This is a genomic window from Chryseobacterium sp. GW821-FHT04C04 (genome assembly GCF_059420365.1).
The window spans coordinates 342,988-364,102 of record NZ_JBWKTO010000002.1; the positions used below are offsets into that span (position 1 = coordinate 342,988).

17 protein-coding genes are annotated in these 21,115 nt (G+C 37.9%); 9 read left to right on the forward strand and 8 right to left on the reverse strand.

Features of this window, described 5'->3' with window-relative positions; genetic code table 11:
* Positions 1-46: 46 nt before the first annotated feature.
* From AC07UM_RS07720 to AC07UM_RS07730, 3 genes are read left to right on the forward strand one after another with little or no spacing between them, the layout of a single operon-like run.
* The gene (locus AC07UM_RS07720; RefSeq protein WP_494681941.1) at positions 47-1,150 is read left to right on the forward strand and encodes an efflux RND transporter periplasmic adaptor subunit; all 1,104 of its coding nucleotides are present in this window, start codon (positions 47-49) and stop codon (positions 1,148-1,150) included.
* Between the two features lie 26 nt (positions 1,151-1,176).
* A complete protein-coding gene (locus tag AC07UM_RS07725; protein WP_494681942.1) occupies positions 1,177-4,272 on the forward strand; it encodes an efflux RND transporter permease subunit in 3,096 nt (1,031 codons plus the stop codon).
* Positions 4,262-5,527: a TolC family protein gene (locus tag AC07UM_RS07730; protein ID WP_494681943.1), complete on the forward strand. Its 1,266-nt coding sequence runs from the start codon at positions 4,262-4,264 to the stop codon at positions 5,525-5,527. The genes AC07UM_RS07725 and AC07UM_RS07730 overlap by 11 nt, the downstream gene beginning before the upstream one ends.
* Before the next feature lie 181 nt (positions 5,528-5,708).
* On the opposite strand, the gene AC07UM_RS07735 is transcribed toward AC07UM_RS07730, so the two are convergent.
* The 4 genes from AC07UM_RS07735 to AC07UM_RS07750 all read right to left on the reverse strand — a co-directional run bounded on the left by AC07UM_RS07735 (position 5,709) and on the right by AC07UM_RS07750 (position 11,448).
* A complete protein-coding gene (locus tag AC07UM_RS07735; RefSeq protein ID WP_494681944.1) occupies positions 5,709-6,164 on the reverse strand; it encodes a DUF1801 domain-containing protein in 456 nt (151 codons plus the stop codon).
* A 24-nt stretch (positions 6,165-6,188) separates the two neighbouring features.
* On the reverse strand, positions 6,189-7,610 hold the full coding sequence (locus tag AC07UM_RS07740; RefSeq protein ID WP_236853163.1) for a hypothetical protein: 1,422 nt from the start codon (positions 7,608-7,610) through the stop codon (positions 6,189-6,191).
* Positions 7,611-7,620: 10 nt separating this feature from the next.
* Positions 7,621-8,805: a hypothetical protein gene (locus AC07UM_RS07745; protein WP_494681945.1), complete on the reverse strand. Its 1,185-nt coding sequence runs from the start codon at positions 8,803-8,805 to the stop codon at positions 7,621-7,623.
* Positions 8,806-8,949: 144 nt separating this feature from the next.
* On the reverse strand, positions 8,950-11,448 hold the full coding sequence (locus AC07UM_RS07750; RefSeq protein ID WP_494681946.1) for a GEVED domain-containing protein: 2,499 nt from the start codon (positions 11,446-11,448) through the stop codon (positions 8,950-8,952).
* A 225-nt stretch (positions 11,449-11,673) separates the two neighbouring features.
* Here AC07UM_RS07750 and AC07UM_RS07755 point away from each other — a divergent pair, with 225 nt between their 5' ends.
* The 4 genes from AC07UM_RS07755 (at position 11,674) to proC (ending at position 15,573) form a co-directional block, all read left to right on the forward strand.
* Entirely contained in the window at positions 11,674-12,879 is a 1,206-nt protein-coding gene (locus AC07UM_RS07755) for a pyridoxal phosphate-dependent aminotransferase (RefSeq protein ID WP_494681947.1), read from the forward strand.
* 10 nt (positions 12,880-12,889) lie between these two features.
* On the forward strand, positions 12,890-13,375 hold the full coding sequence (locus AC07UM_RS07760) for a hypothetical protein (RefSeq protein ID WP_494681948.1): 486 nt from the start codon (positions 12,890-12,892) through the stop codon (positions 13,373-13,375).
* Positions 13,376-13,379: 4 nt separating this feature from the next.
* Complete coding sequence (gene murB, locus AC07UM_RS07765) at positions 13,380-14,393, forward strand: UDP-N-acetylmuramate dehydrogenase (protein WP_494681949.1); 1,014 nt, start codon at positions 13,380-13,382, stop codon at positions 14,391-14,393.
* 376 nt (positions 14,394-14,769) lie between these two features.
* Entirely contained in the window at positions 14,770-15,573 is an 804-nt protein-coding gene (proC, locus tag AC07UM_RS07770) for a pyrroline-5-carboxylate reductase (protein ID WP_494681950.1), read from the forward strand.
* On the opposite strand, the gene AC07UM_RS07775 is transcribed toward proC, so the two are convergent.
* The 3 genes from AC07UM_RS07775 to AC07UM_RS07785 form a co-directional block, all read right to left on the reverse strand.
* Positions 15,563-15,976 carry a VanZ family protein gene (locus tag AC07UM_RS07775; RefSeq protein ID WP_494681951.1) on the reverse strand — a complete coding sequence of 138 codons (414 nt, stop codon included), beginning with the start codon at positions 15,974-15,976 and terminating at the stop codon, positions 15,563-15,565. The two genes, proC and AC07UM_RS07775, sit on opposite strands and share 11 nt — an antisense overlap.
* A gap of 104 nt (positions 15,977-16,080) precedes the next feature.
* Positions 16,081-16,644: a hypothetical protein gene (locus AC07UM_RS07780; RefSeq protein WP_494681952.1), complete on the reverse strand. Its 564-nt coding sequence runs from the start codon at positions 16,642-16,644 to the stop codon at positions 16,081-16,083.
* Positions 16,645-16,667: 23 nt separating this feature from the next.
* Positions 16,668-17,036 (reverse strand): nuclear transport factor 2 family protein, encoded by a 369-nt coding sequence (locus tag AC07UM_RS07785; protein WP_494681953.1) that lies wholly within the window; start codon positions 17,034-17,036, stop codon positions 16,668-16,670.
* Positions 17,037-17,129: 93 nt separating this feature from the next.
* On the opposite strand from AC07UM_RS07785, the gene AC07UM_RS07790 reads away from it, so the two are divergent.
* Both AC07UM_RS07790 and lnt read left to right on the forward strand, forming a co-directional pair.
* Positions 17,130-17,471: a winged helix-turn-helix transcriptional regulator gene (locus AC07UM_RS07790; RefSeq protein WP_103234359.1), complete on the forward strand. Its 342-nt coding sequence runs from the start codon at positions 17,130-17,132 to the stop codon at positions 17,469-17,471.
* Between the two features lie 70 nt (positions 17,472-17,541).
* Positions 17,542-19,176 carry an apolipoprotein N-acyltransferase gene (lnt, locus tag AC07UM_RS07795; protein WP_494681954.1) on the forward strand — a complete coding sequence of 545 codons (1,635 nt, stop codon included), beginning with the start codon at positions 17,542-17,544 and terminating at the stop codon, positions 19,174-19,176.
* A gap of 208 nt (positions 19,177-19,384) precedes the next feature.
* Here lnt and AC07UM_RS07800 read toward each other — a convergent pair whose 3' ends face one another.
* On the reverse strand, positions 19,385-21,094 hold the full coding sequence (locus AC07UM_RS07800) for a T9SS type A sorting domain-containing protein (protein WP_494681955.1): 1,710 nt from the start codon (positions 21,092-21,094) through the stop codon (positions 19,385-19,387).
* Positions 21,095-21,115: the final 21 nt, after the last annotated feature.

A 21,115-nucleotide genomic window follows, 5' to 3' on the forward strand; every position in this document is an offset into this window, starting at 1 on the left:
AAAGATCAACAAAGAGAAATTAAAATAATGGTTATAAATAACTTATATGAGAAAAACAGTCTTAACAATGGTACTTTTGACATTTGTTACCTCTTGTAAAAATTCCAAAAGTGAAACCCCGCAGGATCAGGATCTCCAGATAAAAGGCGATCAGGTCACTGTTCCGGAAAACAATCCCGTTTTCAAAAAAATTAAAACACAGGTTGTTACCGAACAAGAACACAGTGATGGGGTCGTCTCAGCAGGAACAATTCAGGCAATTCCTAATCATTATGCAGAAATTGCCAGTCCTTTTTCGGGAAGGATAACAAAATCATTTATTCAGCTTGGCCAAAACATATCGGCCGGAAGTCCTCTCTTTGAGATCCTTTCTTCAGATTATTTTTCGGTTCAAAAGGATTATACGGATGCTCTGAATGATGTACAGCTTGCCGAGAAAAATTACAGACGCCAGCAGGATCTTGTAAAACATGGGGTAGGTATTCAGAAAGAACTGGATGAAGCGGAAACAGATTTTAAAAATAAAAAAACATCCCTTTCCAATGCCTCTTCTGCTTTGAAAGTATACAACAGCAAAGGAGGAGGTATAGGAAGTCCTCTTGTTGTAAGAGCCCCCATTAACGGAGAAATTATTTCCAACAAAATTGTAAATGGTCAATATCTGAAAGGAGATGCTGACCCGATAATGATCATCGCAGAATTATCCAAAGTCTGGATTTCCGGTGATGTAAAAGAAAAAGACATCCGCTTTGTCAATACCGGAGATCAGGTTTCTGTAAAGATAGGTGCCTATCCTGACAAAAATATTACAGGGAAAGTCTATCATATCAATGAAATTGTAGACGAAGATACCCGAAGTATTAAAGTCCTTATTGAATGTGATAATCCGGACAGAAAACTAAAACCGGGCATGTACGCTACAGTTAACTTCTCAACAGCTTCTGAAAAGGCAGTGATGATTCCCGTTACCGCTCTTATGCAGCAGGACAGCTCCCAATATGTGTGGATAAAAGCTGGTAAGAATCAATTCATCAAACGTCCGGTGATAACTGGAGAAACCGATCAGAAAACCGTAAGAATTACATCAGGCTTACAACCCGGAGAAACCATCATGACTGAAGGGGGAATTTATATGCTGGATGCGAAATAATGTATAATGATGAGAAATCAAAAACTATGAAGAAATTACTTACAATCTCTATACAGAAAAGATGGCTGATGCTTGCCCTCTTCCTTTTATTGGGGTTCTTCGGGTATTATTCCTGGACCAGATTATCCATAGAAGCCTATCCTGATATTGCCGATGTCACCTCACAGGTTGTCACACAGGTTCCGGGGCTGGCCGCTGAAGAAGTAGAACAGCAAATCACAATCCCTTTGGAAAGATCTCTGAACGGACTTCCGGGAATGCATGTGATGCGAAGCAAAAGTACCTTCGGGCTTTCCATTATCACCATGGTTTTCGATGATGGTATAGACGATTACTGGGCCCGGCAGCGTATTCAGGAAAGATTGATTGATGTAGACCTTCCTTATGGTGCGCAGCCAGGACTGGACCCCCTTACCTCTCCTATTGGCGAAGTGTATCGTTATATCATCGAAAGCAACAACCACAGCCTGCGGGAGCTTACCGACTTACAAAAATTTGTGATTATTCCACGTATCAAACAAATTTCAGGAATTGCTGATGTTACGAATTTTGGAGGGATTACCACTCAGTTCCAGGTCGAACTGGATCCGCATAAGCTTGAACAATATGCGCTTTCCTTATCTGAAATTACTGAGACCATTTCCAAAAACAATGTGAGTGCCGGAGGAAGTATGCTTCCCAGGGGAAACCTCGCCTATGTAATCCGTGGAATTGGTCTGGTAAAAGATCTAAATGACCTTGGAAAGATTGTGGTGAAAACCCAAAATGGAGTTCCTGTTTTTTTAAATGATGTAGGAACATTGAAATACGGGAATCTGGAAAGAAAAGGAGTTCTTGGCTATACCGACAGAAAACGTAATTATTCTGAAAGTGTAGAAGGAATTGTACTTTTATTAAGAGGTCAAAATCCTTCACAAGTGCTGGACGGAGTACATGAAGCTATTGAACAGCTGAATAATGAGACGCTTCCTCCCGGTGTAAAAATTCATCCTTTCCTCGACAGAACAGATCTTGTAAAAACAACGCTTACCACAGTTTCCCACACCCTTACCGAAGGCATTGTATTAGTTATTATTGTTCTGATTATATTTCTTGGAAGCTGGCGCGGAGCATTATTAGTAGCTATTACGATTCCGCTCTCTTTGTTATTTGCTTTTATATTAATGCATTTTACCAACATCCCAGCGAACCTTCTTTCACTAGGAGCGATTGATTTTGGAATTATTGTAGATGGAGCCATCGTCATGCTGGAAACTATTCTGAAGAAAAGAGAAGAAAATTCTGAAGAAACACTGGAAGAAAAAACAATTACCCAAAGAGTGATTGAAGTAGCCAAGCCTATTTTCTTTTCCACGATTATCATTATTACCGCCTATCTGCCTTTATTCGCTTTTGAAAGAGTAGAGAAAAAATTATTCACACCAATGGCTTTCACTGTAGGATATGCACTGCTGGGTGCACTCGCTGTAGCATTATTGCTGATCCCCGGATTGGCTTATGTAATCTATCGTAAACCCCAAAAGATCTACCACAATAAATGGCTGGAAAAAATAGCTGCAGCCTACGGAAAAAAAATCGAAAAGATACTGCAGGCTCCCAAGAGGGTTATTATACCTATCGTTATCGTTTTGGTATCCTCCGGAATTTTGTCTTATACGGTAGGAAAAGACTTCCTTCCCGAACTGGATGAAGGTTCTATATGGCTGCAGGTACAGCTGCCTCCGGGAATTTCTTTAGCCAAATCAAAAGAGATGAGCGATACGCTACGTGCCCGTACCCTGAAACACCCTGAAATTACCTATATGATGATTCAGGCAGGACGTAATGACGATGGTACTGATCCCTGGACGGCTTCTCACTTTGAAGTCTCTATTGGAATAAAACCTTACAGCGAATGGCCTGCCGGGAAAACAAAAGCAGACCTCATCAAAGAGCTCGCCGCAGATTATAAAAACATGCCGGGATTCACCGTAGGTTTTTCACAGCCTATGATTGACGGGGTAATGGACAAAATCTCCGGAGCGCACAGCGAACTGGTCGTAAAGGTATATGGGGAAGATTTCAAAGAAACCAGACGAATTGCTGAAAACATACTGTCTACTTTGAATACAATCCCAGGGTCTGCCGATCTCGCCATTGATCAGGAGCCACCGTTACCCCAGCTTCAGATTATTGCCGACAGAGATAAGATTGCTCAGTATGGATTGAATGTAGCTGATGTAGCCGATCTGATTGAAGTTGCATTGGGCGGAAAAGCAATTTCCCAGATCTTTATTGGCAATAAAGTATATGATATTTCCTGCCGTTATACCGAAGACAGCCGGGACACTCCGGACAAAATCGGAAATCTGATGCTGACCTCAGCTTCAGGAGCGAAAATTCCGTTGTCTCAGGTAGCAGAAGTAAAATTAAGTACGGGTGAAAGTACCATTACCCGCGAAATGAACAAGCGCCATCTTACGGTAAAACTGAATTTAAGAGGTACCGATCTTTCTTCTTTCCTGAAAGAAGCACAGGCTAAAATTGAAAAGGATATAAAATACGACCACGAAAAATACCAGATCAAATGGGGCGGACAGTTTGAAAATCAAAACAGAGCTTACTCAAGATTGGCATTTATTGTTCCGCTGGCATTAGCGATTATGTTCCTCTTATTATATGGTGCATTTGGGGATTTCAAGCAAGCTTTGGTTCTGATGTCTATTGTTCCGTTGGCTTTGTTTGGTGGAATGCTAGCACTCAATATCCGTGGAATGTCTCTGAATGTCTCTTCCGCTGTAGGATTTATAGCACTATTCGGGGTTGCAATCCAGAACGGAGTCATCATGATTTCGCATATCAATGATCTCCGTAAAAAAGGATATGAACTGAAACAGGCAGCCATCAAAGGGGCAAAGGATCGTTTCAGACCGGTACTGATGACGGCAACGGTTGCCGTAATCGGATTATTCCCGGCATCATTAGCTACAGGAATCGGTTCGGATGTACAGCGCCCACTGGCAACAGTAATCGTTTACGGGTTGATGTTCTCTACTATTTTAACGCTATTTGTTCTGCCGGCTATTTATTTTATGGCTGAACGCCGCAACGAAAAACAAAATTTAGAATCAGATGAAAATTAGAGTTCATGTTATCATATTATCTGTCGTATTGCTTAGCATCACAGGTATAAAAGCACAGGAAAAAGAGCTTCTACATTTTGAAGAATACCTGAGCCTTGTTGGAACTAAAAATCTCGGCTACGCCTCCCAGAAATACAATGTAAGTATGGCTGAAGCGGCAATCCAAACCGCCAACATGTTCCCGGACCCTCAATTGGAAATAGAGACCACCAATAACGGAGTGAAGAAAGATATGGGCTATGTCTACGGAACATCTATCGGCTGGACCCTTGAGCTTGGTGGTAAAAGAAAAGCCCGGGTGAATCTGGCCAGAAACCAATCCGAGCTGAGCAAAATACAATTGCAGGATTTTTTCAGAAATCTCCGTGCAGATGCCAGTTTAGGATATATTGAAGCTTTAAAATCCAAAGCTTTGCTTGAAGTACAGCAGGATTCTTATAAAAATATGCAGCAGCTGGCAAAGTCTGACAGTATCCGATACCGTTTAGGAACAATATCATTGATAACCTCAAAGCAGACCAAGCTCGAAGCCTCCTCTCTGCTCAATGAAGTATATCAGGCTGAAAGTGCAGAACAACAAGCGCTCACCGGTCTGTCAGTATTTCTTGGGGACAATAAAATAACAGACAGAGATGTTGCCGGAGATTTCAATTCCTTCAACAGAGATTTCAGCATTGATGATCTGATTCTTCAGGCATTGAATGAAAGAGCAGATGTATTGGCAGCCAAACAAAATACAGAGGTAACCAAAAGCCAGATCAGTCTGGAAAAAGCCAATCGTGTCATAGACCTGGGCATCAGTGCCGGAGCTGAACATCATACCGAAGCCACCAACGAGATTGCCCCTTCACCTACTGTTAATGCAGTAAAAATTGGTCTTAGTATTCCTCTTAAATTTTCCAATAGAAGAAATGCAGGATTAAAAATAGCAGAAATGGCGCATTCCCAGGCAGAAGTTGAATATAAACAAATTGAACAAGGGATAAGGGCTGAAGTGATGCAGGCTTATCAACAGTATTCCGCAACTCAGAAACAGCTCAGACAATTCCATAATGGAATGCTTACGGAAGCGAAAAGTATACTGGAAGGTATTGTTTACAGCTACAAAAGAGGAGAAAGTTCTATCCTGGAAGTTCTGAATGCTCAGAGAACCTATAACAATGTAAGAAAAGATTATTATCAGGCCCTTGCAGATAATGCAGCTGCTTTGATCGATCTTGAACGTAAAACAGGGATCTGGGATATTCATTTTTAGAAAGGAAGAGGAAAGCTGGGGGATGGAGCTTCTGGAAGTCGATGAATACACATATGCCCATTTTATTAACCTTCTAATGGCAATCAGTAATTCTAAAAACACAAATATTACTTCCAACTTTAATCCTCCATCTTCCTCCATAAAAAAAGCTCTGAAATCTATTTGATTTCAGAGCTTTTTTTTATCTTTTATACTGAGATTCATAAATTCCAATCCAGTCCTGGGGAGTCATTTTCCGGCTCAGTTCAGCAATCAGTTCAAAAGGAATATCTTCTACTTTTTTGAAACGGATACAGGATTTCCCCATGTCCAGTTTCTTCTTAGAATGTTTTGGATATTCTGCGACGAACCAATCGAGAAGCTCTGGTCTGGAATACAGCCCCATATGATAAAGTGCTATAAAATTCTTTTGGGAAGCCAGGTTGATGAAAGGCAGCGGCGTTCCGGGTGCACAGTGATATCCGGCAGGAAAGGTTGCCAAAGGAACCACCCAGCCTATCATTCCATAATTGGTAGCTTCTTCAAAACCTTTCGGAAGATTGTCATTCACCGTATCAAAGAGCTTTTTAAAAGCTTCCTGTCTTTCCTCAGGAATCTTTGAGAGATAATCTTCTATGGAAACTGACTGAATCTGCATATTTTATTTTTTTCTAAAATACAATTATTTTATAAAATTGTACACATTGAACATCTGAACATCTTTGCTGCTCTTTTGAAGGAACATCATTTTGTTGACATTCGGAACGTACTGTATCATATTTCCATCTGCAAAACCGTAGTTCTGGAAGAAGTTTCTTCCTTTATAATCAAGGCTTACTTCCTGAGGCTTCAGGTTCGCAAAATCAAAAACTTTCATAGAAAACCCTGTATTCCCGAATGCTCCTTTAGGATAAAATGCAGAAATATAAAGCTTGTCTCCAGCCTCAACAATATTGATTCTTTTTCCTGTAGAAGTTCCGGCAGCCACAAATTGCTTTACTTCTCCTTCTTTGTTAAATTTGATCAACATTCCCGCATCCAGAGAATAAACAGGATCAGGGAAACGATTCATTGTTGTAGGCATTGGTCTCGTCACTGTTTCCTGCTGAACAGCCATTAAAGTCTCATCACCTTTTACAATTGTTTTGATCACCTTCACATCATTCATGTCTTTGCTTCCCGCTAAGTTGGTATTGCTGATCACCGCTTTGCCAGACTTCATATCGTAGAACATTACTGTCCCGAAGGTACTTGCTCCAATCGTAACTGCAGCATTCTTTCTACCGAAAGTTACCAGATAATCATTGTCATTTTTACTGAACGCATATAATTTTTCAGGAATATATTTGTCATCGAAAGGCAGGTCTTTATCTTCAGTATTGGAAACCAGTTCCAGCTTGTAAGATTCTTTCCATCCCGCAGCTTTACGCAGTACAACTATCTTTGCTGAGTTCGTTAATGTTAAAGACTTTTCAACATAATCATTGCTCAATGTAATTTCTTTATTCCAAACCGGAGTAAGTGTTCTCAGATCCAATACCAGAACATCATTTACATTATCTGTTTTTTTGTTGGCAAATCTATCATTGAAGATCGCAGCATATTTCCCATTTTCCGAGAAAAGAACATACGTTGTTCCTGATCTATTAGTAGATTCAATGCTGTATTTTGCAATGCTCTTTGTGGTAAAAGTTCCTTCCTTTCTGCTGAAAACATGTTGAAAAACTTCTTTTCTGTTTTCTTTTCCAAAATACTCTTCTGTAAATGCTATGAATTTATCATCATCTATCTGCTGAGATCCCAGATAATTGTGAAGTACACCGTTTGTTTTATTGGCGTAATCTTTTACATAAGTGTCTACAAGACTTCCGTTCTGATCCAGTTTTCTCATCAGTAATTTCTTGTGAGGGAAAACATTTCTCATCAGCCCGTCTATATTAATAGCGCTGAACATATAAGAATTGTAATCGTCTGCCAATACCAGTTTGTCATCGGTTTCAAGATTGGCATCCACCGTGAATTTTGTTCCTTCAGTCACCTTCGTCTGTGCATAAGAATACACCGAAGCCGTAATTAATGCCGAAGCAATAATCTGTTTAATCATATTGTTTTCTTTAGTTATTATAAATTTTTTCTTCTAATCTTTTCAGTTCAAGATTAGCATCGTAGGATAATTTAATATCTACCAAATGCTCCTGTAACTCATTTAAATATTTCTCAGCTTCCTGATAGTTTCCTAAAGCGATATTTAATCTGATCAGGTTAAAATACAGATACTCCCCGATTTTCTGATTGTAAAGGGCTTTCTTGTCATTATAATTCACTTTGGTCAAAGTACTTTTCCAAAGATCAATTCCTTTCTGCATATTCTCCATGGCTACTTTATTCGGTGCGTAATCCGTTTTTGCCTGAAGTTTTTTCAGATTGGTCGTCACATAGATATATGCTTTTTCCAAATCGTCATACTCTCCCTTATTTTTTACCGTTGATAAGGTCACCGTAGAATTGATGGTCTGATATCCGAAGTTTTCATTAATAATATTTCGTGTACGGTCGATCGTTCTTTGCAGGTATCTTTTCTCCTGGGCATTCAGATTGATTTCATTAGTCGGAACGCTTGCTATCTCAGCAAAATCTGAGAAATAGGTTTTATCCAGTTTTACGGCTCCCCCTTGTTTCGCTATAATTCTTGTTGGCTGATTGGCGAAAGTTTTCCCCTGGTTGTCCTGAAAGTTGGTTCTTTCCATTTCAATGACGATATCAAGATAATTCCCTCCTTTTGAGAAACCAGTTACATCTATTTGAGAGGCCAGGATTTTATTATCTACAATTAAGGCATCTCTCAGATCAGGCTGCTGGTAAACCGGCGTTGGCGGAATATTAAGAATTGGTCTTGAAGGAAGCCTCAATGCAGGAGCTCCATTGGTTGCAGCAATTTTTTCAACTGCTGATAATTTGCTGTATTCTGCAGATTCAAGTTTATATTTTTCCTGAAGTTTTTTTACCTCAGCATCATAGTCTTTTAATCTTTCCTGATGTTCATATTTGGCATTTTCAACGTTCGTCTGATAGTTGTCTACCTTTCTTTGATAGTCTTCTTTTGACAATCTTACAACATCTTCCTTCGTGATATTATAGGGAGATTTTACGGTAATCATGTAATTTCTGTTGGAAAGTTCCGTTAGAAAAACAGGTTCTTTTAAAAGCTGAAAACTGATCATTTCTTTATCAATTCTCTGAGCGTGTGAAAATTCGGAATAAAATAATGGTATTAAAAAAAGGAGTTTAAGTTTATTCATGAATAATATAGTTTTCGGTGCAAATTTATAATAATTTTATCAACATTTTTGAAGAATCATTTTTCCAGTTATTATTTAATTTGATCATAAAAAAGGCAGCCACACGAATGCAACTGCCTACAGAAATTATTAACTCAAAAAATTTTATTTCTTAATGGCTTTTACTGTTGATTTTGAGCCATCTTTAAAGTTCATTGTCACTAAGTATAATCCGGCATTCAATTCACTTAACTGAAGCTCATTGGTCGGTTGATCAATAATTTTCACTACTCTTCCCGCCACATCCGTGATCGTTACAGATTTCACGTCTTTGATATCACCGATATGCAGAACATCTTTGAATGGATTAGGATATACACTGATATCTTTTTTCTTCACACCTGTTTCTAAAGTTGACAAAGAGGTGGCTACTTCAAATATAAAATCAATAAATTCTCCTCTTGAAATAGCTGTACAAGGGCTTGAAGGTGCTGTACTGTTATAATCCGTTACCACTCTCATTCTGTAATTTCCTACTGGTGTTCCCGCAGGTGCAGTAATAGATCCGGTAGTATTTGTTACATAATTTGACGTAACAAACATTCTTTCTGAAGTTTCAAACGTTAAATTATTATTCCAGTCTACCCAAACTGCAATTCCACAGGTAGGACCTCCTGCTGTGAAAGAAATATTGGTACTGGATCCCGGAGCATTTGTTATTCTATTATTAGTTGTAGTTAAATTTTGATATCCTCCCGCTACACTAGAACCGGATGCATAAGCCATGTCTATAAGTGCCCCTGTAGAATTGAAAGCAGAAAGCCATGAAGCCTGACCTGTAGATGAAGGCTGACAATAGCCTGTTCTAAAGGTTGTAACATCACTCCAAATACTCTTATCTGTAGCGCTGCATGAAGATCTTACCCACGCATAATAGTTCGTATCAGCAGATAGCGAATTCAAAGGTGCAGAAGTTGTCGTAGAAGTTACAGAGTTCGAAGCGTTTAAAACTGTAGTAGCATCAGGTGCTGTATTGGTTGTACTGTAATATACTTCGTATCCGTTTGCAGGTGTTGAAGCAGGTGCTGTCCAACCGATCACTGCAGAGTTCATCGTCACGTTTGGTGTTGTAACTGCAGTAGGTTCAAGACAAGAAGGGATATTCTGAACGGTAATATTATCAATATAAATGGCACGATTTGAACCGCCTAAACCATGTTTAAATGCTAATTGCAAATCAGAACCCGCAGGAATATTAACAGTATATTGTGTATGTGTAGTTGTTAAAGTAATTGGAGAACCAATTTGTGTAAAAGAAGCTGGATCTGCAGGGTTTGATAAAGTACCCATTAATAGTGTTGTACCAGCTGTTCCCGTTCTTGCATAGAATCTCACACGCTTAGTACCATCTGAAAGATTTACAGTTGGAGGTGAGACTAACATTTGACTCCCTGTACTAGCAGTAGAATTATATAAATAATAAGCATTAGGCGCTGAATAATTATTGGTTGTAGTTACATATCCATACCCTGTAAATGAAGCACTTTCTAAATATGCCCAACAGCTTGGTGCATTCGTATTTGTTGAAGACCCTACACTTGTTGTATCAAAATTTTCTGTATATGGAACCGTGAACGTAGAACAAGCCGTTTTAAATGTTCCTGCAAAAGACCATACACTCTGGCTTGTTGCAGAACTACAATTGGATCTTACCCAATAATAATAGGTTGTATTGGAATTAAGACTTCCTATCGTTGTACTTGTACCAGATACTCCCGGATAAGTAGGCGTTGCTGTACTTGCAGGCGTTGTACTGGAAGTGCTGTGATACACATCATAGCTGGCAGCACTGCTTGGAGCTGTCCATGAAACCAAAGCAGAATTAGCCGTTATCCCTGAAACTGCCTGTAATACTGGAGGTGCACAATCTGAATAGGCATCTGCTGAAAAAGCAAAAATGTTAGGTAAACCAGAACCACTTACTTTGGTTACTGTTACACTTTGTATCAGCTTCGCCTGGTTTGCAGCATCTATTGCCAGTTCATTTTGATATAATCTTGGATTTGTTCCCCCCTCTGGAGAAGGAACATCATCACCACTGGCAGGAGTTGCACCAGGTTTTTTTATTCTTCCTATTCCCTGTACGGCAAAGTTGGTCCCCCCATACCAGTCTGGAAGGCTGATTCCTGAAAATGTTTGTGAGCTGCCATCTGTAAAGTTTACCACTACATTTACCGTAGAAGTACCACTCCCACTTACGGCAAGCATATACAGCTTGATCACTGCTTTTGGTGTTGTAAATGCCAGAGTTCCGGCATCATTTACCGCAGCCAGCCTTAGGGAGTTGTTTGCATTCAAACTTGCTAGCTGAAAGCTCAGTCCGGGAGTTGTTGCTATTACAGAATTAATAATCCCGTCAATAGGAATACCATACGAAATCGCTGCACTTGTGGGTGTCAGCTGGAAATCTTTAGCTACAAAAGCATAAGAAACTCCGTCTACATCATTATTTGTAGTAATTGTTGAAGATCCTATCCCGTTTGCAATTACGTCAGCTGTAAAGCCTGAAGCAACCGGCATAGTTTGATAATTTTGAGCCATCATTACAGAGGCAGAAAACAGAGCGATAGCGGGTATCACCCTAGAAAATAAATTTATTACCATTTTATTCACATTTGTGGCGAAATTTAGTAAAAATAATAATACAAAAAAGATATTTTTAAAGAAAAAGTAAAATAATTACAATCAAAATCAAATATTAGCATTTTGACACCTTAAAATTATGAGAGCTTAAAAAAAGATTAAAGGATATTGAGCCATTTCTTATTGATCCTTAATTTTATTATTGAGAAATTAAATCCTATTTTTGTCATACAAATTTTTTGAACAATGCCGAATATTTCAAACAGAGCACTGCATATGCCGCCATCGCCGGTAAGAAAACTGGTTCCCTTTGCGTTACAAGCAAAACAAAAAGGAATAAAAGTATATCACCTTAATATCGGACAGCCTGATATTGAAACTCCGGAAACAGCTTTAAATGCTTTAAAAAACATCGATTTAAAAGTATTGGAATATGCACTTTCTGAAGGGAATATAGAATACAGAAAAGCCCTTACAGAATATTATCATTCATTAGGTTTTTCAGATATTACTCCTGATAACTTCATTGTTACCAATGGTGGTTCTGAGGCCCTTAACTTTGCTATCTCTACTTTATGTGATGAAGGTGATGAGGTGATTATTCCCGAGCCTTACTATGCTAACTATAACGGTTTTACCAGCACATTCGATGTGAATATTGTAGCGGTACCTTCTACTATTGATACTGGTTTTGCTTTGCCTCCTATTGAGGAATTCGAGAAAAAAATCACAGAAAAAACAAGAGCGATCATCATCTGTAACCCTGGAAACCCTACCGGATATTTGTATACCCGCGAAGAGCTTCAAAAACTTGCAGAAATTGCTTTAAAATACGATATCGTTATCATCTCTGATGAAGTATACAGAGAATATGTATATGACGGAAAGCAGCAGATCTCAATGCTGGACTTCCCTGAATTAGCTGAAAACTGTATCATCATCGACTCTGAATCTAAACGTTACTCTATGTGTGGAGTAAGAATCGGATGTCTGCTTACACGTTCCAACAAGATCCGTAATGCTGCTATGCTTTTTGCACAGGCGAGATTAAGCCCGGTTCTTTTGGGTCAGATTGCTGCAACAGCTGCACACGAGAACGATGGTCCTTACATCAGAGCAGTAAGAGAAGAATATACCCACAGAAGAAATGTATTGGTAGATCTATTGAACGCCATCCCTGGTGTTATCTGCCCTAAACCTAGAGGGGCTTTCTACTGTGTCGCTGAACTTCCGGTAGATGATACTGAAAAATTTGCACAGTGGCTGCTTGAAAAATATGCTCTTAATAATGAGACAATCATGGTTGCTCCTGCCGGAGGATTCTACAGTAACCCGGAATTGGGCAAAAAGCAGGTAAGAATTGCTTACGTGCTGAAAGAAGAAGATTTAATAAGAAGTGCTGAAATTCTTAAAGAGGCTTTAAAGAAGTACAGAGAAGAATTCAGCCTGTAAAATATATCCTATGCCGACAACAAAAAATATATATCTGAAAATACTGTTTTCGATTCTTTTGCTGTCGGCATTTTTTTCCTGTGACTTAAAAAAAACAGAAAAGGCTGCTCCCCATAAAAATCCGCATGAGATTACTTTCATCAGTGTATCTCATGTTGAAGGAAACCTTGGAAATTACAGAATCATTAAAGTCACCAAAGATTCCGTTTTTGCAGAAAAAGGAATAACGGCCAATCAAAGCCATAAAGCATGGGCTTCTGCCATCAATTCCAACACCTGGAAACAGCTTATATCATCCATCAATATTGTTGATCTTGACCACATAAAAAGTTCTCCCAGCCAGCAGTCGGTAGACGGAATAGATGAAACGTTTCAGATCCGTACTCCGAAAAAATCACACATCTATGTGAATGCCTATGCGGATACGTTACACTACAAGCAGCTACAACAACTTAAAGAACAACTAGACAAGATTCTTCCTAAAGAATACCAATAAAAATATGCAAGAAAATTTTTCATTGAAGCCTTATAACACCTTCGGTGTTGAAGCCAAAGCCCAATATTTCACTGAAGTCAATACTATTGATGAATTAAAGGAAGCACTTGTTTTCTCGAAGACTCAATCTCTTCAGATTCTGTTTTTGGGAGGCGGAAGCAATATTCTTCTTACCAAAGATTTTGAGGGCCTTGCCATCAAGCTTAATTTAAATGGAATTTCCGAAGAGAGCATCAATGAAAATGAAGTCCTGGTCACGGCAAAAGCAGGTGAAAACTGGCATGAATTTGTGATGTACTGCTTGCAAAAAAATTATGGCGGACTGGAAAATCTTTCTTTAATTCCTGGAAATGTAGGTACTTCTCCTATGCAGAATATTGGGGCTTATGGAACAGAAATCAAAGATATTTTTGTCAGCTGTCTGGTATTGGATTTAGAAGATCTTGAACTTTCAACATTCAACCTAGAGCAGTGCATGTTCGGTTACAGAGATTCTATTTTCAAACAGGAAGGAAAAGGAAGATATGTTATTCTGGAAGTCACTTTTAAGCTTACCCAAAAAGACCACCGTATCAAAAAAGAGTACGGAGCGATCCAATCTGAACTGGAGAATCTTGGTATTAAAAACCCAAGTATTCAGGATATTTCAAAAGCAGTCATCAATATCAGACAAAGTAAACTGCCGGATCCTAAAGAAATCGGAAACGCCGGAAGTTTTTTTAAAAACCCAACGATTCCTTTAGCACAATTTGAGGCGTTGAAACAACAATTTGAAAATATCCAGGGCTATCCCAATGGAGATAAGGTAAAAGTTCCTGCAGGATGGCTGATTGAACAATGTGGATGGAAAGGGAAGCAGATCGGGAATGTTGGTTCACACAAATTGCAATCTCTGGTGATCATCAATGCTACCGGAAATGCTACCGGAAAAGAAATTTTTGATTTTTCTACGGAGATTATCAATTCTGTGAAAGAAAAGTTCGGGATAGAACTTGAAAGGGAAGTAAATATTATGTAATCTAAAAATATATAAAAGCTGTATTCATAACGAGTATAGCTTTTTTATTATCACTTAAAATATATTTGTTGGATAAACGCGAAAACGCAAGGATTTTTAATTTACTTTGTTGTTTTAAGTCGCAAAGATTTTATCTGCAATAAAATTGAATTCTGCATATTTTATATAATCTAATTTATCACTGATTTTGCACATGACACAAATGTTTGGGACATTTCATTTCACTCTTGCTGAAAATCTTCGATTTTCTTGTGCTTTAAAAACAGTATATTCTCCAAAATCTTTGCGCCTTAGTTTTTTCTAACGGTATTACAACGTATTCAATAACAATACATCCCCAAAAAATCATTATTTTAGCTTAAAATTACAATTCGAGATGAAAATAGCTATTCTTGGAGCCGGAAATATGGGACTTTCTTTTTCAAAATCATTTTTGAAATACGAACTGATCAAACCTGAACACCTGCACCTTATCATCAGAAGTGAATCCAAAATCTCCAAAATAGCTGAAGAATTCCCCAAGTCTAAAATTTCCACATTTGCAGACGTGAAGGATGTTGATGCTGACTTGATTATTATCGCTGTAAAACCTCAGGATTTCCAGGCGGTTGTCCAAAACATTCAATTTACTTTTAAAGAAAACCAGATGGTATTATCCATCATGGCTGGAATCAATATTGAAAAAATTCAAAAATCACTGAATCATCCACTTGTTGTAAGAGCGATGCCAAACTCTCCTACTCTTTTAGGAATGGGAATCACGGGATATACTGCAGCCAACGGAATTTCTTTCAGCCAACTGATCAATATTGAAAGATTACTGAACAGTACCGGAAGATCTGTTTATTTGGAGGATGAAAACCTTTTGGATGGTGTTACCGCTCTTTCCGGAAGTGGTCCTGCTTATTTCTACTATATCATTGATGCAATGATCAAAGCCGGAATTGAAATGGGAATTGAAGAAAACCTTTCCAAACTTTTTGTCAAACAGACCATGTTGGGGGCTTATCATTTGATCAATAACTCAGAAAAAAATCTTGAAGAACTGATTAAAGACGTTGCTTCTAAAGGCGGAACAACTGAAGCCGCCTTAAAAACATTTGAAGAAAGCAGTCTCAAAGAAATTCTGAAACAAGGAATTCTGAATGCTGAAAAACGCGCTAAAGAGCTCAATAATTAAGATTCTTTTCACTCCATCTGCAAAGCAACCATCCTAAATATACCCCGAAAGTATTCAGGATGATATCGTCTACTTCAAATATTCCCATTCTGGTAAAGTATTGAAGAGCTTCGGCAATAAAGATACACGAGACGAAACTATATAGTAATGGCTTCAGTTTTTTCAGGTCAGAGAAAATCCAGCCCAGAAACCCAAAAGGAATAAACATGATAACATTTCCTAAAACAATCTTCACAATATCTATGGTCTTATTGGTACCCTGGATAAATTTTATCGTCGAAAAAACAGGTTCTACCGTAATGAGATTTTCTTCGTACTGAAATCTGCCCATTCCCCAAAACATCAGATAGAGCAGAAACAGAGTATACGGAACAATAATAATTTTATATATTTTCTTCATCATTGAACTGCTAATATATCCATTTTCACCCCTGCTTACAATACATTATAAAAATTACGTCCATAAAAAAAGAGCCATTATGGCCCTCTTTTCGGATTATATCATTATCATCTCCTTTTCATTGGGATCTGCAGGTTTGTCGGGTGGTTTTCTTCTGTGTCAAAACCTCTGCCATCAATATTTCTTGCTCCCCAGAACATCATATCATTGAAAATATAGATCAGGTCATACTCCTTAAAAATCTGTCCTTCCACCAATCCAAAAGGCAAAAACTTTTTTCTTAGTATGCTTTGAGATTTTCCGGTTTCCCACACTTCAAAGTTCTCTTTTGCAAGGGTATTTAAAACAACAGTGAAATTTGGAATCAAAGGAGTTACTTCATAAGCCTCATCAGCCGTAAAATCTACTTTTTGTGCCCCTTCTGCAATATCGTGGCTTCCTTTCCATTCTATATGCCCTTTAAGAGCAATTTTAGCCAAAGGTATTTCTCCGTAAGCATCGGCATAATTAATAATATCCAGTTCAAATTTATCTTCAGGAAGAAATGTAAATGATCTTTTCAAATAAAAAGGTTTCAGACTTCCATCTGAATTTTTTAATGCACTTGGCCGGATTTCTGTTGAAATACTCTCCCATTCTCCCAATGCATTTTTTCTTATCTGTTCTATCATATTGTTTTTGAATTTTAAATTAATTATATAGGAAACATTCCATTTCCATTAATAGAATTTTCTGCAGTCACTTCTTCCTGCAATACATCCCAGTGCTCCACTATTTTATGATTATTTATCCTAAAAATATCCACTGCAATCATATTTTTTCCGTTCCAGTTTTGATATCGTCCATGGATCATTACAATATCTCCATTTTCTGTAATGATTCCCGGCTCATAGTTGAAATCTTCAGGTAAGGCCGGCACAAACTGCTTCAGAGCCTCTGTTCCATTGGGAATTGAAGGGTTGTGCTGAATATAATGATCTCCAAAATATTTCTCGAATGCTGTAATATCTCTATCGACAAAAACAGCTGTGATTGCTTTTAATACTAATTCTTTATTATCCATACTTTATTGTCTTTATATCCACGAAGTTATTACCTTTGTATTACTTATTAATACTAGTCTCAATTATTATTTATAGTATATTTTTTTAGACCAATGGAAAATAAAAGAAAAAACAAAGATTTCAATCCCAATAATTGTCCGGTAACTCATTTTTACAATAAAGTAGGCGGTAAATGGAAAACCGTAATCATGTATGGAATAAGCATGAATGTAAACCGCTTCAGCATGCTTCAAAAAGCCATTCCCATGATCAGTAAACAAATGCTGGTGAATCAGCTCAGAGAAATGGAAGAGGATCATATTATTGCAAGAACAATCTATGCAGAAATCCCGCCAAGAGTAGAATATCAGCTTACAGAATATGGAAAAACCTTTATGCCGATCCTTATGACCATTCAGGATTGGGGAATTAAAGATATGGCATTAAAAAATTAATTTTTTAATAATCTATTTTGACTTTGAGTTTCTTATTACAAACCTTATTTTTACATTATATTTTATTTCAATGAAATACGTTTTACTTACACTTATTTCAGCAATGCTGCTGTCGGTTTCATGGCCAACTTATGGGGTCCCGTTTTTTATATTTTTTGCCCTTGTCCCTCTTCTGATGATGGAACATGGGGTTTCAAAATTTTCTGATTACAAAAGAAAGAGCTGGGTGGTCTTCGGATTGTCTTATCTCTGCTTTGTAATTTGGAATGTAGTCACTACAGGATGGCTGTACGGTGCAAAGAATCCGGATGGAAGCCACTCTCTGCTGGCTGTTTTATTTCCCGTCCTGGTAAATTCTCTTTTATATTCTTTGGTATTTCAATGCTATCACTGGTATAAAAATGCTCAGGGGACATATTGGGGACTTGGTTTTCTGATCGCAATCTGGATGAGTTTTGAAAAGTTTCATATGGGTTGGGAATTGACATGGCCCTGGCTGAATCTGGGAAATGTATTTTCAGATTACCCGAAACTGATACAATGGTATGACACACTGGGAGCTACAGGAGGCAGTTTCTGGATCCTTCTGACCAATGTTCTGATCTTTTATACGATAAGAACGTGGGAAGCGGGAAGAAAGAGGAAGGATCTGATTAAAAATTCTTCTATTGTAGGAGCTTTAATTGTTCTTCCTATGATTATTTCCGTGATCAAATACAATAATTTTGATGAAAAACCCATTGGACAAGTCAGCGTACTGATGTTACAACCGGATCTTGATCCTTATGCTGAAAAATATTCAAAAGACAGTTTAATTATAGAACAGGATCTTTTAGCACTCGCTGAAAAAAACTCAACAGGTAAAATAGATTATTATATAGCTCCGGAAACAGCCCTTCCCGGCAGGGGATCTATTTCTGAAACTGCTTTTGAAAAGAGCTTACTTTTAAACAATATCAAAGGATTTTTATCCAAACATCCGGGATCTGTTTTTGCAACAGGAATTTCCTCACACCGTTTTTTTTATAACCCTGCTGATTTGCCTAAAGAAGCCTACCCCATCAATAGCGGTGTCTGGGTGAGCAGCTATAATACCGCTGTTCAGCTTGTTCCCAATCAAAAAGTGCAAGCCTACCACAAAGGAAAATTGGTGCCGGGTGTTGAAATATTCCCTTATATGAATGTTTTAAAACCACTTTTAGGAGATGCTATGCTTAATCTTGGAGGTACTGTAGCTTCTTTAGGAACAGACAAAGAAAGGGTTGCTTTCTCAAATCCTTATAACAAAGGAAAAATAGCTCCTATCATTTGTTATGAAAGTATTTATGGTGAATTTGTAACAGACTATGTGAAAAAGGGTGCTAATTTCTTAGGGATTATGACCAATGACTCCTGGTGGGGGGTTACAGAAGGACACAAACAGCTTTTATCTTACGCAAAACTGAGAGCCATTGAAACCAGAAGAGAAATTGCCCGTGCTGCCAATAGTGGTATTTCAGCTCATATCAATGCTAAAGGTGAGATTACTGCTGATACTTTCTATGGAGATCAGACCGCTTTATTTGCAAAAGTGAATCTTTATGATACCATGACGTTCTATACAAGAGCCGGTGATCTTCTTTCAAGGTTTTCAATCTTTGCTTTAGGATTTTTACTGTTTTATTATCTGATTGAATGGTTTAAAAAGAAAACAAAGAAAGCGTAATTTTTAAACACAAATTGCAAGTTCTCACACGAATAACACAAATCGGTGAGACAATATACTGCTAGAAAATCCTGCAGATCGTATAGATTTTCATTGTATGAAATTTAATTATTCTGATTGTAAATCATTAAAATATTAAGAACAAAAAAAGAGAAAAGCCAGCTGGACGTCTGGCTTTTCTCATTGATAGAAGATAGAATTGATTCAATTACTTAATCGTAAGCTTCTTGGTGGTTATTTCGTTTTTTATCTTCAGTTTTAATAGATATACTCCTTTGGGCAAATGAGAAACATCAATAGACTGATCCCCATTTACCGTAATATTAAGTTTTCTTCCGTCCATCGAATACATTTCAGCTTCCGAAACTTTTTCTCCTTTGATATATACTTTATCCGATACAGGGTTCGGATAAATCACAAGCTGTTTATCAGATTTAATTTCTGCTGTTCCCAGTACACTTTGTACAGAAGCATCAGAATATACTTTTGAGGCATCAATAGACTTTACACTCCAATGCACATCCTGAATAGCCGGATCAAGATCCAGAAACCAGGAAGGTGTTGTCACAACATATTTAGCAATATCATGAGCTCCCTGTGTAGATCCCACCGTAATTTCATAACGCAGGGCATTCACCGGAGTTTTATCATCCGAGGCGCCACTCCATGAAAAATTAAAACGGTTCCCGTTTTTAGTCATATTCAGCTGAGTGGGAGGAGTCGGCTTTGCGTTTTCTGCTGTAGAATTATTTTTAAAGACCTTGGTCAGTGAAGGCAGATCAGTAGTTGCCCAGTCAAATCCTCCCAGCAGAATGTCCAGATGATGATCATTATTAAAATCAAAAAGATGCACCAGCCCTGAACCTCCTAATTGAGTAATACCCGTTATTGTTCCTTCATTAAATTTATGATCGGATGTATTGTATATATAGGTTTTTACAACCGCATTATAATTTTCGTTTCCAGCAATGATAAAGTCATAATATCCGTCATTATTAAGATCACCAATGCTTATTGCTGCATCCGAAATATCATTTACAGGAATCACCTGGGGAGTCAATGTACCGGTACCGTCATTCATTAAAACTGCAAAATACCCATCATCATTTCCGTCTCTTCCTATCACAACAACATCCTGAAATCCGTCAGCATTAAAGTCTGCAAAATCTATTTTTCCACTGGCTAGTGGAGCAAGATCCTGTGTATGCATAAGAACGCCTGCCTGGTTCATGTATACTTTAGAAACCGGAGCTCCATTGATATCCGATCCGATAATTACAAGGTCCAGAAGATGATCATTATTTAAATCTACAATTTTGAAACTTCCGTTTTGGGTTCCGTCAACCCAATTCTCCGTCATATCAAAATCATTCCCCGTATTTTTATAATAATCTAATGTATTTCGGAAACCACCTCCATGGGCATATTGAGTTCCATTGATTGCATAGTCTGGTTTTCCATCATGGTTAAAATCAAAAACTTCCATAGATCCATAGATTTTTCCCGGAAGTTCAGTTTCTTTTACAAATCCTGACCCTGTATTTTTGAATCGATAGTGTTTATAATTAACAATATCCATATAGCTGAGCCCGGTGGAAATAATATCCATCAGCCCGTCATTATTATAATCAATGAACTTAATATCCCCCAAATGGTTGGCATCAATTCCCAATCCTGCATAAGGCAACAAGGTCGCCCCGTTATTCTGATATACCTCATTATAAGTACTATCCACGTTTCCGTCGCCATCAGAATCTATAGCTCCGTTCAGAACAATATCCATTGTACCATTGTTATCTACATCCGCAATATCAGCTGCCGAATAGTAAAAATTATTCATGCTGGTCTGTATCTCAGTAAAGTTTTGAGCCATCAGGCCCAGAGGCAGCATAGACAATAAAATAGAAATCCTCTTCATATTATTTTTATTTAGATTAAT

Bases quoted from the DNA above. Each gene is read 5' to 3' on its own strand.
- AC07UM_RS07720 (WP_494681941.1), top strand. From the start codon at position 47: ATGAGAAAAACAGTCTTAACAATGGTACTTTTGACATTTGTTACCTCT.
- AC07UM_RS07725 (WP_494681942.1), top strand. From the start codon at position 1,177: ATGAAGAAATTACTTACAATCTCTATACAGAAAAGATGGCTGATGCTT.
- AC07UM_RS07730 (WP_494681943.1), top strand. From the start codon at position 4,262: ATGAAAATTAGAGTTCATGTTATCATATTATCTGTCGTATTGCTTAGC.
- AC07UM_RS07735 (WP_494681944.1), bottom strand. From the start codon at position 6,164: ATGCAGATTCAGTCAGTTTCCATAGAAGATTATCTCTCAAAGATTCCT.
- AC07UM_RS07740 (WP_236853163.1), bottom strand. From the start codon at position 7,610: ATGATTAAACAGATTATTGCTTCGGCATTAATTACGGCTTCGGTGTAT.
- AC07UM_RS07745 (WP_494681945.1), bottom strand. From the start codon at position 8,805: ATGAATAAACTTAAACTCCTTTTTTTAATACCATTATTTTATTCCGAA.
- AC07UM_RS07750 (WP_494681946.1), bottom strand. From the start codon at position 11,448: ATGGTAATAAATTTATTTTCTAGGGTGATACCCGCTATCGCTCTGTTT.
- AC07UM_RS07755 (WP_494681947.1), top strand. From the start codon at position 11,674: ATGCCGAATATTTCAAACAGAGCACTGCATATGCCGCCATCGCCGGTA.
- AC07UM_RS07760 (WP_494681948.1), top strand. From the start codon at position 12,890: ATGCCGACAACAAAAAATATATATCTGAAAATACTGTTTTCGATTCTT.
- murB (WP_494681949.1), top strand. From the start codon at position 13,380: ATGCAAGAAAATTTTTCATTGAAGCCTTATAACACCTTCGGTGTTGAA.
- proC (WP_494681950.1), top strand. From the start codon at position 14,770: ATGAAAATAGCTATTCTTGGAGCCGGAAATATGGGACTTTCTTTTTCA.
- AC07UM_RS07775 (WP_494681951.1), bottom strand. From the start codon at position 15,976: ATGATGAAGAAAATATATAAAATTATTATTGTTCCGTATACTCTGTTT.
- AC07UM_RS07780 (WP_494681952.1), bottom strand. From the start codon at position 16,644: ATGATAGAACAGATAAGAAAAAATGCATTGGGAGAATGGGAGAGTATT.
- AC07UM_RS07785 (WP_494681953.1), bottom strand. From the start codon at position 17,036: ATGGATAATAAAGAATTAGTATTAAAAGCAATCACAGCTGTTTTTGTC.
- AC07UM_RS07790 (WP_103234359.1), top strand. From the start codon at position 17,130: ATGGAAAATAAAAGAAAAAACAAAGATTTCAATCCCAATAATTGTCCG.
- lnt (WP_494681954.1), top strand. From the start codon at position 17,542: ATGAAATACGTTTTACTTACACTTATTTCAGCAATGCTGCTGTCGGTT.
- AC07UM_RS07800 (WP_494681955.1), bottom strand. From the start codon at position 21,094: ATGAAGAGGATTTCTATTTTATTGTCTATGCTGCCTCTGGGCCTGATG.